The organism is Exiguobacterium sp. s127, assembly GCF_018618695.1.
GTDB lineage: Bacteria > Bacillota > Bacilli > Exiguobacteriales > Exiguobacteriaceae > Exiguobacterium_A > Exiguobacterium_A oxidotolerans.
This window is the reverse complement of the sequence record NZ_JACSMO010000001.1, coordinates 34,195-47,025: the sequence shown is the minus strand read 5'-3', so window position 1 is coordinate 47,025 and position 12,831 is coordinate 34,195. Positions and strand designations below refer to the sequence as shown.

Here is a 12,831-nt window from a genome sequence, read left to right as displayed (position 1 = left end):
ATTCCCCCACTTTTTCACTCACTTGATGTAATAGTAAATCGTACTTCCCTTATGTGTTACTTCAATGCCAGCCCAGTTTCCAGCCTTATCACTATCTGCATGTGAACCATTACCATTCACAACTTGTGCTATGTGTGAACGTGTCATGTGTTTTGTATGTGTGTAATCTTCATTGATGAACAAGTCATTGAAACCGTAATTAATGACCCAGTTTGTACCTGTTGAACTTTTTTCCCATGACTTTGTAAACGTTTGACCAGAACTTGAATAAGCGAATGCTGTTGAGTTAGAGGCAAGAAGACCTAGCGCAAGGACTCCTGCTGCGATTGTTTTAAACTTGAACATGTTGAATGACCACCTTTTAATTAGAGTAGGTCATCGGCCGATCACCGGTGTGTTGTTAACAACCTTATAATAACGTAATATTTTACCAATTTTATTTATCTGAATATTCGCTTAATTACTAAGTCGGTTTTTATTGAAAAAGATTAATTAACTTTTAAAAAATCATGCAGTTTGATTACTTTCTTTATTATAGAATTTATTTTCGATTTCAAATCAGGTAGAAAGAGATAAATATTTATAACAATTTCCCCTACGAATGACCTATTCCTAAAACAAAAAAGTAATTTTCTTTCGAACACCCCCGAGGATAAGTAGAGTTATCCTGAAGCGACGCGCGACAAGACAAGGGTTTGCCTCGGTCAATCGTCGATATTTAGTTGGAAAACGAGACGAACAACTTTTGAAAGCTCAGAAAACCGTTGGCATGATTCAAAAAAGATGGTTTGAAAAGAGAGGATAACTCTACTTATACTAAAACTACCGCGGAATACCCTTCGATATGCATATCCGAAAGATTGGATCCTTCCCATGAATGAAGCCTTACACCACTGGCTCCCTCTGATTAATTCACTCCTGCACCGCCTCTCGATCCACCCGAACGAACACGATGAATGCCGACAAGCAGCGTTGCTCCGTCTCTGGACATCCATCGAATCTGGTAAGGAATTATCCATCACGTTCGTCCGTATTCGGGCGCGCGGCGCAATGCTCGACTATCTCGCTAAACGAACTCGCACACTGACGACCGAAGTCGCCGTCGAAACCCTTCCGGAACTGCCTCGTCAACAAAGCGTCTCCTTCCCCTATTTGCTGAACGAACTCGAACACGCCCTCTCCCCGAAAGAATTCACCTTCCTCCAGGCAATGATTGCTGGAACGGAAGGAACACTCGGCTACTCCGACGCCCGTCTGCGCTCCCTCAAGTCAGACTTGAAGCGGAAAGTCGAAGGTATCCTCCTATGATGACGTTCTACCTCGACCGCTTACTCGCCTTGATTGAGGCTTCCCCCACTTACAGCCGTCTGACGAAAAAAGCCTATCGCTCGGACGTCCGCCACCTCTGTCGTCATGCGACGGCCCTCGATCTTCCATCACTCCGAAGATACATCACACTGCTCCACACCACCTATGCCCCGACAACAGTCGCCCGGCGGATCCATGCCTTAGCGACCTTGTTCGATGCCCTCGTCGCGGAACGGTCACTTGCGAAAAATCCTCTCAAGCAGATTAAGAAACCGGCTCGTCCGAGTCCGAAACTACGGACGGCTTTCAGCTATCCGGATGCCCGTCGTGTCATCGACACGCTGACCGATGAAGCGACGGATGCGTTTTACTTTTTACTGCTCCATACCGGACTCCGGTTCAGTGAAGCCCACCAATTGACGTGTGCCGATCTTGATTTTACGGAGCGCCAACTGTTCGTCCGCCACGGTAAAGGCGACAAATCCCGTTTCGTCCCGTTGAACGACGAATTGACGGACGTCCTGTTGCGGTACATCGAGACGGAACGACCGAACGGGGAATATTTATTCCTGTCCGATCAAGGACGGCGGTTACGTCCCGACACGACACGGAAACAATTGCGCCAGGCGAGCGAAGTCTTGCTCGGACGGACGTTACGTCCGCACGACCTCCGGGTGACGTTCGCGACGACCCTTTACCGGGAACACCAGACCGACTTACTGACGGTCATGCGGCTGCTTGGTCACAGTGACGCGAAGACGACGCAACAGTACATTTTGCCGTCGGCTGAAGTCGCCCGTTCGTCGATCAACCGCCTTACGCCGACAAGGCATCGACGACTCGTCTGAGTCTAGTTTCCTCACTCAAGATATAGCCTTCCGTCGTCTCCGACCGGGCATGTCCGAGCAGGCGTTGAATCTCGAGTAACTTACAGCCCGCTGTTTGGTACAGGTAGGTCGCGTAGCCGACACGTAAATCATGCGGACGGAGCATCCGTCCCGACTGGTCAAGTGATTGGTTGCGTAACGCGTCCCGCGCTCCTTGTTCATGGATCGCCTTGCCACGGACGGAGCGAAAAACGTACCCTGTCACGCGATCTCCAATGAACGCTTTTAGCTTCGTGACCAAATGGCTCCCGAGCGGTACGGTCCGCAAGCGTCGTCCTTTTCCATGGCGGACGAGTAACGTCGCCGTCGTAAATTGAATGTCCTCGATCGACAACAAACGGGCCTCCACGAAGCGGAGGCCCGTTTGGCTGATGAGTTCGAAAAAGATACGGTACGTCGGATGCTTGATTTGCCGGATGACATCGATTGCCGTAAGCAACGGATAACCATCCCGTTGCCGGACGTGTTGATGGACGATCGGTCGGACTTGTTTCATTGGATTGACCTTAAGTCGTTTCACCCGGACGAGTTCATTTCCGAGTGCCATCAACGCATGGTACCGTCGCAGTGCCGTCGCTGGTTTATACTGTCCGATGACGTGATCAAAATACGTTTGGAGGGACTTGACCGACCACTCGCCACATGCCTTCTTCAGCTGCCGCAGATCACTGCGGTAGGCTTTAATCGTCAGCGCCGAATACGTCGCGTGCGTGCTAAGGTACTGCTCGAGATAGTCGAAGTGGGTCATGGTTGGTCCTCCTCTAGTTATAGTACTAGAAGGATTCCCTGTTTCCGTTCTTTGAAGCATCTACCTATTGAATCAATTCCAATAGACTAGATTCGGCTGAGACACTTGTATGTAAATACTTCTTTTCCTAATAGCAAACGGGCCTCCATGAAGCGGAGACCCGTCTGCTTGATAATTCATTTAAAATGTCGATTTAAAATTTATACAACATCACATTCGGCAACTTGTTTGCTTTTAGTTTCAGCCTAATTTAGACTTCAACAATGATAGGATAAGTTCATCTAAATTCTCCAATTTAGACAACTCTAAAAATCCTGTTTCATCAAGCCGTGGAACCGCATTTTTCTCTAAATATCTCCAATCTTCCAGAATCGTTTGAAGATCGTTTGAATTCGCAATTTCTTTGCTAGTCGCCCGCATTAAAATACGGTATGAATACGGCCAGAATCCTGTTTTATGTTGTTGCATGATAAAGTGCTCATTTTGTTCAACGTTCTTCCAAAAGTTTAATCCACCCATCGTTGAAACTGGTTTTCTAAACGGCATTTCACTCATCTCCTTCTAATACATCTACTTGATAACTTGACTTTACTTTGATAAATGCTTGACGATTCCTACAATTTGAATGCACTCATCGACAAACGGAAGTCCTTCCGGTATGAAAAAGTTAATGCCAAATGCAATGATTTTTCCACCGAGCGGTAAAGTCCATGTGATTAATGCCAACATAATGATGAATCCATAATAAAGTAAAATAAACAATTCTGTTCGTCCCAATCTGTATGTAATTTTATTTAAGCCTTATACTTTAAGCCCATCATCAGAAAAATCTTCATAGTCCTCAAAGTCTTCTACTTCAACTGTTCGTTCTACTGAAACAAACATATTTTTCGCGACTTCAGCAATCGTTTTTGTTGAAGCAACATCAAATGTTCCACCGATAACTCCTCCAACTAACGGAATCATCTTTCCAAGGTTCATGACACCTTTTTCACCAAACTTCGTCACGAGCCTCATACCGACCGCCCGATTGATTCGAAGTATAACTTCCCCAGGTATTTTTTTAATCAGGTTAACCGTGACTTTACTACCGACTTGAATACCTGCATTTTTTAATATGTCAGTTGCTGCTTTACCGGTCAGTGCCGTATAGACGAAGGTACGCACCTCATCACTTTTTAAATCGTAGCCACGTAAGTGAGCTACTGCTGCAATCATTCGTAGTTGAATAAAGATGACAGAAGACACGTTTGCCGGAATCGCAATCGGCAACGTAACAATTCCACCTAATCCACTTAAGAAGCCGCTTGTCCCGCACTTTGCCAACTGGACATTCACTAATTTATTGATACCTTGTTCAACACCGTATTTTCCTTGATACTCGTCAGCAAGTTCATATGCCGATTCAATCCCCATCCCGCCTTGGATTGCTTTTTCATAACCCCAATCGAGAACTTCATTCATTTTCGATAAGCCAAAATTCGATTTTCCCAACATACACACTCCCAATTTTATCATTTAGACCCTTAATTTATTTTACAATAAATTGAAAATTAAAATCTGTTGTTTCATGATTTAGGTCAATTTTTCAAAAATTTTCTTTTGCCGTTTCCGAATACTTTTTCCTGTTTCATTTATGGTCTTATCGTAACGTTTTGTCTGAGACAAGCAGATACTTTTCTAGTACTTAGCGGATTGTTCCATCTCGTATCAAGGTGATACCAGTTTCCTTATAATTATCTCTACAACGAGCCCAACTTTCATGCTATGCTTATCCAATAATTGTAACAAAAAGGAGAATCTTTATGGGAATCTTAGTAACAGGAGGCGCCGGTTATATCGGTAGCCACACGTGTCTTGAACTGCTCCAAGCAGGATATGAAGTCATCGTCATCGACAACTTGAGCAACAGTCAAAAAATCGCCCTCGACCGGATCGAGCAGCTCGCGGGAAAACCGGTCACGTTTTATGAAAACGACGTGATGGACATGAACGCGCTCGAACAAATCTTTACGCAGCATGACATCGAAGCCGTCATTCACTTCGCCGGTTTGAAAGCCGTCGGTGAGTCTGTCGCCTTACCGCTGTCCTACTATAAGAACAATCTCGTCAGTTCACTCGTCTTGTTTGAAGTCATGGCGCGACACAACGTCAAAAAACTCGTCTTCAGTTCATCCGCGACCGTCTATGGTGTGCCGGAAACGACACCAATCGACGAGTCGGCACCACGCTCGACGACGAATCCGTACGGCGCGACGAAGCTGATGATTGAACAGATGCTTGAAGACGTCGCGGCGTCCGATGCAAACTGGGAGATTTCCTTGTTACGGTACTTCAATCCGATCGGTGCCGACATCAGTGGATTGATCGGGGAAGACCCGAACGGCATCCCGAACAACTTGATGCCGTACGTCACGCAAGTCGCAGCCGGACGTTTGGATGAACTCAGCGTCTACGGACAGGATTACGAGACGCCGGACGGAACCGGGATTCGGGATTACATTCATGTCGTCGATCTTGCAAAAGGACACCTCAAAGCACTTGAGTATAAGCACCAAGGCATTGAAGCCTTTAACCTCGGGACAGGGACCGGCTCAAGCGTCCTCGACTTAGTGACGACGTTCGAGTCAGCGACCGGCATCGACGTCAAACGCAAGTTCGTCGACCGTCGTCCGGGTGACGTCGCCGCCTGTTATGCGGATGCGTCAAAAGCCGAACGCCTCCTCGGCTGGAAAGCTGAAAAAACGTTATATGACATGTGCCAAGATGCTTGGCGCTGGCAGTCACAAAATCCGGAAGGCTATCCGCGTGAAATGAACCGCCGCTGATGACCGTCTACAAAAAAGCCTGAACCCGAGTAGCGAGATGCTACTTCGGTTCAGGCTTTTTATATTAGGCCGAGCGTCGGTTCAACCGTTCCCCGACGCGGGTGAAGCGGGTTGAGCGCTCGCGCGGCTCATAGCGGCAAAACGTATGGTAATCGATCTCATTGACGTACTGAATCAAGCGAATCAAGGCGTAGGCGAACGTCACCGTCGACCCTAACGCGAAGCTCAGACCGAATCCGTCATATCCGAACGGTGCTAACGCAACCGCGAAGACGCCGTTGACGGCGAAGAACAGCAGTGACGTGATACAGGCACCGCGCTGATCTTCAAAATAGAGCAACAGCAGCGTCAGGACGAGGACCATCGCGTTCGAGAAAGCACCGATCGTCGTCATCTGGAAGATGCTGATCGTCTCCTTCGACAAGGCGAGACTACTGAGCAAGGTCGAGGCAAAAATCAGGACGAACAACGTGAACAGTCCCTGGTTGCGGACGAGCCGCTGGAGCTCTTGCCGTAAGATCAGCAACATCGCCCCCTTAGCCTTGTTGATTTGCTGGAGCGTCCCGCCCTCATTGACGTAACCGTAAAAGACACGGTAGCGCTCATAGAAACGGGTCTCGACGGAGATGACGAAGATCGTCATCGTCGGGATGACCGTCAAGTACGAGAGGAAGATCGCCGTATCGTAGACGGGGTGATACCGGAACGTCCCGAGATGGACGGCTCCGCCTTCCGAGAACCAAATCACCCAGTTGCTGACCCAGACGCCGATGTTGTAGAGGAAGCTCGTCCAAAACAATGCCGGATGCCGGTCGAAGTAACTGAGGTAACTAAACGGATCTTTCGTCTCCCGGTTCGGGAACGTCAATAACATCGCCGTGAACAGACCGAACAACGTCACGAGCATCCCGAGCGTAAAGCCTGCCGTCAACGCCATGCTCGTCGCGAACGGTGCCGTCAAGTACGGCATTAAGAAGCGGTCGATCAAGAGGACAGAGATGATCGACACTGCCGCTCCCCCTAAGAAGCTGTAGGCGACAGCTTGATAAAACTTCGCCGCACTCAGGAATAAGAACTGCACCCAAATCAGGTTGATCGTCAAAAAGAGAATCAAAATCAACAAGTTCGACAGGAACGGCAACTCGGAGAACGTCAGGAAAATCACGTAGAAGACGGCGGCGATCGCGATCGTCATCTTCGTCATCCCGATGAACGTCGGGAAGATTTCCTTGTAACGCTTCTCATAAAAACAATCGGCGAGATACCGCGTGACGACGAGTTGCTGAATCCCGAGGATGACTTGCGAAAAGATGAAGCAGTAGGAAATCGTCAAGTTGAACGTCGTTCGTTCCTCGAACGAAGCAATCGATAAGTACGTCGTCAACCACTGCGTCAAGGCAATCGTGACGATGACGATCAACCAGGGACCGGATGTGACGAGCCCTGCGAAGGCATACGCCTTCAGACGTGCTGAAAAATAATCTTCCTGGAACAGCTTTTGGAGCTTAAACCCGATGCCCGCCATATGCCAGCCCCCTTTCTTCATAAAGTGCCACATACTCGGCGATGAACTGGTGTGTCTGATAGTATTTCAAGGCCCGTTTCTTGCCGTTCTCCCCGAGTTTTTTCGCATCCGCGCGATGTGTAGCGAACCAGGCACAGCGCTCGGCGATCCGTCCGGGATTGACCGGCGGGACGACGAAACCGGCTGGTCCGTAAGGGTCGTCTTCGCGTCCGTTAATCAATTCGGAGCAAGCCCCGACATCGGTCACGATCCACGGGACACCGGCTGCCATGCCTTCGAGGACGGCGAGCGGTTGCCCTTCCGAGATGCTCGTCAACAAGCAGACGTCAAACGTCGGCAAGTAGGCGGCGATGTCGACCTTGCCGGCGAGCGTCACATACGGATCAAGTTCGAACTGTTCGATCAACTGTTGGCACTCGGTCGCATATTCCTCGTCCTCGTCGAGCGGTCCCATGATCGTTAGCTCGAACGCGACGTCCATCTCTTGCAGGACCTTCGCCGCATGAATCATCGTCTTGATGTCCTTGATTGGGACGACGCGGACGATGGCACCAATCTTCAGGATTGGTCCCTTCTCGACGACCGGTAAACTCGACAGACGGACGGCATCGATACCGTTCGGGATGATCCGCAGCTTCGCCGCTGGTGCCCCGAGTTCTTGTTGCAGTTCACCGTTGCGGTCGAACAGCGTGATGACGTCATCCGCTTCCTGATAAGCTTCCGCCGACAAATGGTGGAAGAAGCGAATCCAGTGCGCCCGGTATTCGACTGGAATCCACGTCGCTTGTAACAGTTCCTCTTCCCGCTCCCGCGAGTAGATGCCGTGCTCCGTCAAGATGTACGGCACGCCTTGGCGTTGTTTGATCGCACTCGCGACGAGTCCGGCATATCCGGTCGACGCCGAGTGAATCAAGTCGACTTGCGGTAACTCCGCCTGCAGTAACTCGAGGACCGGCGTATACATACTCCGCCACATCCAGAGGTAATCGATAAATGAGCCGGATTGTTTTTCCGTCTCATAACTCGTCTTGACGAGTTCGAAGAAGAGCCGGCTCGCGAAGAAGTGCTCCGACGTCCCGACCGCTTGTTCGAAGATCGGGAAGACCGGGGCTTCGACGTGTTGGAACGTCATCCATTGTTGAATCAACCGCCCTTGTTCTGCCGACAGGACGTGCTTCGGTTTCGGACGGTCGTATTTGAGATCGAGTGATAAGTTCGTCACACCCATCACATTGTCCGGTAAGTTGTATTTATAATCCGCTTCCGTCAGTTGCGTCGGTGTGATGGCGATGATTTCAAACTGATGCATCGGCATCTGCTGGATCACCATGTGGACCCAGCTCGCGACACCACCGCTGACGTAGGGATAGCTGCCTTCGACGACTAAACCAATCTTCATTCTGTTCCCTCCTCGATCGGTAGCGTGACCGTTGCTTTCGTCAACGTGACTTGATACAACGTCTCGCCTGCAAGCGCGCGGACCGTCCCGAAATCGAACGTCCCTGTCTTGAGGTGTTGACCCGGAGCGACACGGACGAGCATGACCGATGGCTTCAACATGTTCGTCCCGTTGATTTCAATCGTCTTGTCCGTATAGGTGACGTTGATGTCCGACTGTTGGTACTGGACGTATTTTTCATACGCTTCGTACTGGGTCAAGCTCTCGAGGTACGGATACATCGTCTTGACGTCGCGGAACATCTCTTCCATCGTCTTCTCCATCTCTGCCCAGCCCTTCCCTTTCGACCGGTCTTCGTCTAGCACGTCATCCGGGTGGATGAAGTGGGTAAACATTCCGAAGTTCGCGACGGCATCCGCCATGACGAACGTATCGTTTGCCGTTTCGTTGTAGCCGCTCGAAATACGCGGGAAGTTGTAGAGATTTTGATGGACGGGATCCGGTCCGAACTCCTGGATGTAGCTACCCATCGAGGGATCGCCCGAGTAGAGTGAGGCGACGATCAACTTGTCTTTAAAGACATTGTTGAGTGCTGTCAAACCGGTCTCGTTGATGATGTTCGACGGCGGGACATAACTTTGAATCGACTCGTTCGGGAAGTAATAGTCGTGCGTCCCGATGACTTTCTTTAATGCTTCCTCCATTTGATCACGGTTGTTCCACGGGACATAACCGAGGTTCGGGTCAAGCGTCTCACCGGCGACGACGAGTGGCTGGTGATTAAAGCCGTGCAGTCCGATTTCGCCACCCATCTTCAGCAGACCCCGCCCATAGTTGAGCATCGGGGTGCGGATTTTCTCCGACAAGTCTTCCGTCGTCTCTTCCGTCGTATTCTTATAGCTGCCGATGATGAACCCGGTATAGGTAACATCTTGTTCGTCGGCGATTCGTTTCATGTCACGCCACCAGATTTCTTTAAAGAACTCCTTGATCGTCCGGTTATAAGTCTTCTCGATTGCGGCGTTCGTATTCCCGGGGACCGGTGACGGGAAGTCATCAAGATGCGTCACTTTGATCGCCGCCTGTTGACTGACGAATGACGGGAACAATAACGATAACGTCTGGAGCATTAAACCGCGTGAGTTTTTCTCAGCGAGCGATGTCGTGTTCCAGAACAGGACTGTTCCCTTGCCGTACGCTGATGTCCAAAGAATCGGTTCACCGGACGCCGTGATTTTGACGTCCGCTTGCGGTAGCAGCTCGACGTCGGCGATACTGTGGGCGAACAAGTTCGACGAGTCCGGCAGATCGACGAAACCAGGGAAGATTTCTTCCTTGAAGGTCAATCCGTTGATGCCGTCTTTGAAATCACCGAACTGTTTCACCCCGACGAGCTCCGCCCAGTCCTGATTGATGAAGCGTGCTGCGATATAAAGCCGTCCGCCGTCCTTGACGAATTGACGAATCGTTTCGTAGGGCCAGTCACGTGAGTGCTCTCCCGCTAAAACAAGCACGGTCCGCTCGGACGGCTCCAATTGCTCGATTTCTTTGATTGAGATATTCGTATACGGGACTTTCGCATACTTCAGTGCATATTTAAAGTTCGTCAAGACACTTTTTGAGAGCTCGCCTTTATCCTGATGGATATAGACTTGTAACGGTTCTCCGTCCATCTGTCCCTCCTTGCCCGACATCGTCTGAAACGTCTTTTGTTGCGTCTCCTCGGTCGGAATCAGGCGATGTCCATAATCAAGACGTAACAACTGGACGACGCCGATCGTGACGAGCAGAATCGCGAAGACGGCGACGACGTAGGTCGTGATCGATTTTTTCATAGTTCCACTCCTTCCAGCCGGTCCAAAATGTAGCGTTTCTCGTCCGGAATGTCGTCCGGTGCGACGTGTGTTTTCAATTGTGTCACGAGCGGTGCCAGCTTCGTCCAGTCACCTCTCGTGAAGTGATATTCGATTGCCAGCAGGTAGCCGTCCGCTTGCTCCGGGTAGTGCATGATCAAGCGTTCATAGTAGCCGAGTCCGTCCGCGACGTCGCCTTTCGCGAGGGCGAGCTTGCCGCACGCCTTCAAGCACGTCGCGTCCGTCGGATACTGAATCCGCATGTCTTGTAAATACGATCCGAACCGATCAAAGATCCGTTTTTGCATGCTGTCGTCGAGCAGTCCACTTTCGATGAAGGCTTCGAAGGCGTCAATCAAGTGGTAATACGTCGTGACATGCCCCGGATTCAGTTGTTCCTCCCGACTTTTAATCGTCGCTTCGTACCGGTCATATAACGTATTGCGGACCGTCGCGGCGTAGTGGACCGTCTCCGAGTCGGCATGGTCGAGCCCGAACTGAAGGTACTTCCCGGAATCGGCAATCGATGTCGTCGTCAAGCGGACGATCGATTGTTTCCGTTCCTTCGCGTCCATCGCCATCGCTTCGCCCATCGGCACCAAATCGATGTTGTCGGCCGCCTGTTGTTGCAGTCCTTCCAGGTTGACGACGTCGAACTCGATGTAGTCATCGTAGTCGAGCAACGTCTTGTCTGACGCGTATCGTCTTGCGATCAGCCAACTGACGAGACCGAACAGTTCACCGAGCAGCGGGACGAAATAACAAATCAGGGCGATCCATTTGACGAGACCACGCTGTGCCGGATCCATCCGTGCCGTGATCAGTTTCGCGACGAGAAAGACGATGACGGCATGAATCAGAAAAAATAACAGGACGAAGAAAATCATCCAAGATTCCCTCCTTTTCGTGCGAACAACTCTTTAATCCGTTGCTCGAATCCTTCAGCGTTCTCTTGCGGTGTTCCCGGTAAGAGGAAGTGGAGCATTTGATTCGTCTCGTCATAGCCGATGATGTCGATTTCCCGCATCGACTGGCGTAGGATTAATTCCATTTCAATCAACGACAGCCGGACCTGTTCGACCGGCAAGACGACTGTACTGTACGGCTGATCGTACTGTTCAGCTCGGTGTTGTTGGAGTGCGACTTTTTTATTGAATGGCTCGATTTGATAAATCCGTGTCCCTTCAATCAAATCACCACGCGACGCATTCCATTCCATCGTCAACGTTTTTTCGATTCGTGTCCCGGTCCAGTCGAGAATCAACTGCATGATGTTCATTTCGTAACTCGTCAGGCGGTTGAAGTCGATCGCCTGGATGACGACGACTTCCTGAATCTTCCCGTCGTAGCGGATTGGTGCAATCAGTAACGGGACGTCCGTCTCGTCCATCGTCCGGATTGAGATCGCATTCGTCTTGAACATCCGTTGATAGATGCCGGTCGACGGATCGATGAATAGTGTTTGCGGCAAGACCTCTTTCTCACCGAAGCGGACGTGGAGTCGTAACGTCCGTTTGGACGCATCGACGTGATAGATGGCAAGATTCTCTGCCTTGAACGAACGTTTCAAGACATCGACGAGGCGATCGCGGACGATATCGGCCGCCGTTTGGTCGAGCTCGAGTCCGACTTGGTAGATTTTCGTTAATGTATGATCCGAGTCGAGGACCTTCTTTTGCATTGTCGACTGCGACAGTCGGAGCTTTTCGACCGTCTCGAGCAAGTGGTTGTTTTCTTCGACGACTTCTTCGTGGCGGAGTCGTAACGATAAATAACGTTCCTGGAACGAGGTGCTAAAAATCCCGCAGACCATCGCGACGAGGAAGTGGAAGATGATCCAGCTCAGTTCCGTCCGGTCGTATAAAAATAGGAGAATGTCCGAACCTTCGACCGACAGGAAAAACAGGTGGTACAGCATCGTCATCGTGAAACTGACGAACGCCCCGAGCAGACCATAGCGGAGGGCGAACAATAAAATATAAAAGATTAACGGATCAATTGCCCAATTCGAGACCGAAAGGCTAAACATATAGTCAAGAATACCGATAAGTAAAATACTAGCTAGCATTTCTATCCATTTGACTGTATTTCTATGCTGTGTGTAAATCATGGCACACTCTCCTTAAAATAGTTATTTACATTTTTATTAGCAGTGGTAAGATTTAGTCAAACAGGCAATTACAACTAAATATCGAGAAGGGCAAACTTACTGAAAAGTAAGGGCGCAAAGACATGGGTCGTCGATCTTCGGATACCGATCGCCAGTCTGCAATGCCGCAGCCG

General features: G+C 49.9%; 13 protein-coding genes and 1 riboswitch. Of the genes, 3 read left to right on the top strand and 10 right to left on the bottom strand.

Going from position 1 to position 12,831, the window contains the following annotated elements:
- Nucleotides 1-18: 18 nt before the first annotated feature.
- A complete protein-coding gene (locus tag KNP98_RS00220; protein ID WP_088837910.1) occupies nucleotides 19-345 on the bottom strand; it encodes a mediterrocin family bacteriocin in 327 nt (108 codons plus the stop codon).
- 528 nt (nucleotides 346-873) lie between these two features.
- Here KNP98_RS00220 and KNP98_RS00215 point away from each other — a divergent pair.
- Complete coding sequence (locus KNP98_RS00215; protein ID WP_214810522.1) at nucleotides 874-1,308, top strand: sigma factor; 435 nt, start codon at nucleotides 874-876, stop codon at nucleotides 1,306-1,308.
- Complete coding sequence (locus tag KNP98_RS00210) at nucleotides 1,305-2,156, top strand: tyrosine-type recombinase/integrase (protein WP_214810521.1); 852 nt, start codon at nucleotides 1,305-1,307, stop codon at nucleotides 2,154-2,156. The genes KNP98_RS00215 and KNP98_RS00210 overlap by 4 nt, the downstream gene beginning before the upstream one ends.
- Here KNP98_RS00210 and KNP98_RS00205 read toward each other — a convergent pair.
- The 4 genes from KNP98_RS00205 to KNP98_RS00190 form a co-directional block, all read right to left on the bottom strand.
- Complete coding sequence (locus tag KNP98_RS00205) at nucleotides 2,125-2,943, bottom strand: tyrosine-type recombinase/integrase (protein ID WP_214810520.1); 819 nt, start codon at nucleotides 2,941-2,943, stop codon at nucleotides 2,125-2,127. The genes KNP98_RS00210 and KNP98_RS00205 overlap by 32 nt on opposite strands.
- A 240-nt stretch (nucleotides 2,944-3,183) precedes the next feature.
- Nucleotides 3,184-3,489: a hypothetical protein gene (locus tag KNP98_RS00200; protein ID WP_214802592.1), complete on the bottom strand. Its 306-nt coding sequence runs from the start codon at nucleotides 3,487-3,489 to the stop codon at nucleotides 3,184-3,186.
- A gap of 42 nt (nucleotides 3,490-3,531) precedes the next feature.
- Nucleotides 3,532-3,705 (bottom strand): hypothetical protein, encoded by a 174-nt coding sequence (locus KNP98_RS00195; protein ID WP_214802588.1) that lies wholly within the window; start codon nucleotides 3,703-3,705, stop codon nucleotides 3,532-3,534.
- Between the two features lie 39 nt (nucleotides 3,706-3,744).
- Nucleotides 3,745-4,440: an EcsC family protein gene (locus KNP98_RS00190; protein ID WP_214802585.1), complete on the bottom strand. Its 696-nt coding sequence runs from the start codon at nucleotides 4,438-4,440 to the stop codon at nucleotides 3,745-3,747.
- Between the two features lie 308 nt (nucleotides 4,441-4,748).
- On the opposite strand from KNP98_RS00190, the gene galE reads away from it, so the two are divergent.
- Nucleotides 4,749-5,771: a UDP-glucose 4-epimerase GalE gene (gene galE, locus KNP98_RS00185; RefSeq protein ID WP_214767000.1), complete on the top strand. Its 1,023-nt coding sequence runs from the start codon at nucleotides 4,749-4,751 to the stop codon at nucleotides 5,769-5,771.
- Between the two features lie 64 nt (nucleotides 5,772-5,835).
- Here galE and pelG read toward each other — a convergent pair whose 3' ends face one another.
- Genes pelG through KNP98_RS00160 form a run of 5 tightly spaced genes read right to left on the bottom strand, consistent with a single transcriptional unit; the run spans nucleotide 5,836 to nucleotide 12,658 of the window.
- Nucleotides 5,836-7,296, bottom strand: coding sequence for an exopolysaccharide Pel transporter PelG (gene pelG / locus KNP98_RS00180; RefSeq protein ID WP_214802582.1), 1,461 nt, complete (start codon nucleotides 7,294-7,296; stop codon nucleotides 5,836-5,838).
- The gene (gene pelF / locus KNP98_RS00175; RefSeq protein ID WP_214769000.1) at nucleotides 7,277-8,695 is read right to left on the bottom strand and encodes a GT4 family glycosyltransferase PelF; all 1,419 of its coding nucleotides are present in this window, start codon (nucleotides 8,693-8,695) and stop codon (nucleotides 7,277-7,279) included. Before pelF ends, pelG begins: the two co-directional genes overlap by 20 nt.
- A complete protein-coding gene (locus tag KNP98_RS00170) occupies nucleotides 8,692-10,530 on the bottom strand; it encodes a DUF2194 domain-containing protein (protein WP_214769002.1) in 1,839 nt (612 codons plus the stop codon). Before KNP98_RS00170 ends, pelF begins: the two co-directional genes overlap by 4 nt.
- Entirely contained in the window at nucleotides 10,527-11,435 is a 909-nt protein-coding gene (locus KNP98_RS00165; RefSeq protein ID WP_214769004.1) for a hypothetical protein, read from the bottom strand. The genes KNP98_RS00170 and KNP98_RS00165 overlap by 4 nt, the downstream gene beginning before the upstream one ends.
- Nucleotides 11,432-12,658 carry a hypothetical protein gene (locus KNP98_RS00160; protein WP_214769006.1) on the bottom strand — a complete coding sequence of 409 codons (1,227 nt, stop codon included), beginning with the start codon at nucleotides 12,656-12,658 and terminating at the stop codon, nucleotides 11,432-11,434. Before KNP98_RS00160 ends, KNP98_RS00165 begins: the two co-directional genes overlap by 4 nt.
- A 79-nt stretch (nucleotides 12,659-12,737) precedes the next feature.
- Nucleotides 12,738-12,822, top strand: a riboswitch (cyclic di-GMP riboswitch).
- Nucleotides 12,823-12,831: the final 9 nt, after the last annotated feature.

Bases quoted from the DNA above. Each gene is read 5' to 3' on its own strand.
- KNP98_RS00220 (WP_088837910.1), bottom strand. From the start codon at position 345: ATGTTCAAGTTTAAAACAATCGCAGCAGGAGTCCTTGCGCTAGGTCTT.
- KNP98_RS00215 (WP_214810522.1), top strand. From the start codon at position 874: ATGAATGAAGCCTTACACCACTGGCTCCCTCTGATTAATTCACTCCTG.
- KNP98_RS00210 (WP_214810521.1), top strand. From the start codon at position 1,305: ATGATGACGTTCTACCTCGACCGCTTACTCGCCTTGATTGAGGCTTCC.
- KNP98_RS00205 (WP_214810520.1), bottom strand. From the start codon at position 2,943: ATGACCCACTTCGACTATCTCGAGCAGTACCTTAGCACGCACGCGACG.
- KNP98_RS00200 (WP_214802592.1), bottom strand. From the start codon at position 3,489: ATGCCGTTTAGAAAACCAGTTTCAACGATGGGTGGATTAAACTTTTGG.
- KNP98_RS00190 (WP_214802585.1), bottom strand. From the start codon at position 4,440: ATGTTGGGAAAATCGAATTTTGGCTTATCGAAAATGAATGAAGTTCTC.
- galE (WP_214767000.1), top strand. From the start codon at position 4,749: ATGGGAATCTTAGTAACAGGAGGCGCCGGTTATATCGGTAGCCACACG.
- pelG (WP_214802582.1), bottom strand. From the start codon at position 7,296: ATGGCGGGCATCGGGTTTAAGCTCCAAAAGCTGTTCCAGGAAGATTAT.
- pelF (WP_214769000.1), bottom strand. From the start codon at position 8,695: ATGAAGATTGGTTTAGTCGTCGAAGGCAGCTATCCCTACGTCAGCGGT.
- KNP98_RS00170 (WP_214769002.1), bottom strand. From the start codon at position 10,530: ATGAAAAAATCGATCACGACCTACGTCGTCGCCGTCTTCGCGATTCTG.
- KNP98_RS00165 (WP_214769004.1), bottom strand. From the start codon at position 11,435: ATGATTTTCTTCGTCCTGTTATTTTTTCTGATTCATGCCGTCATCGTC.
- KNP98_RS00160 (WP_214769006.1), bottom strand. From the start codon at position 12,658: ATGATTTACACACAGCATAGAAATACAGTCAAATGGATAGAAATGCTA.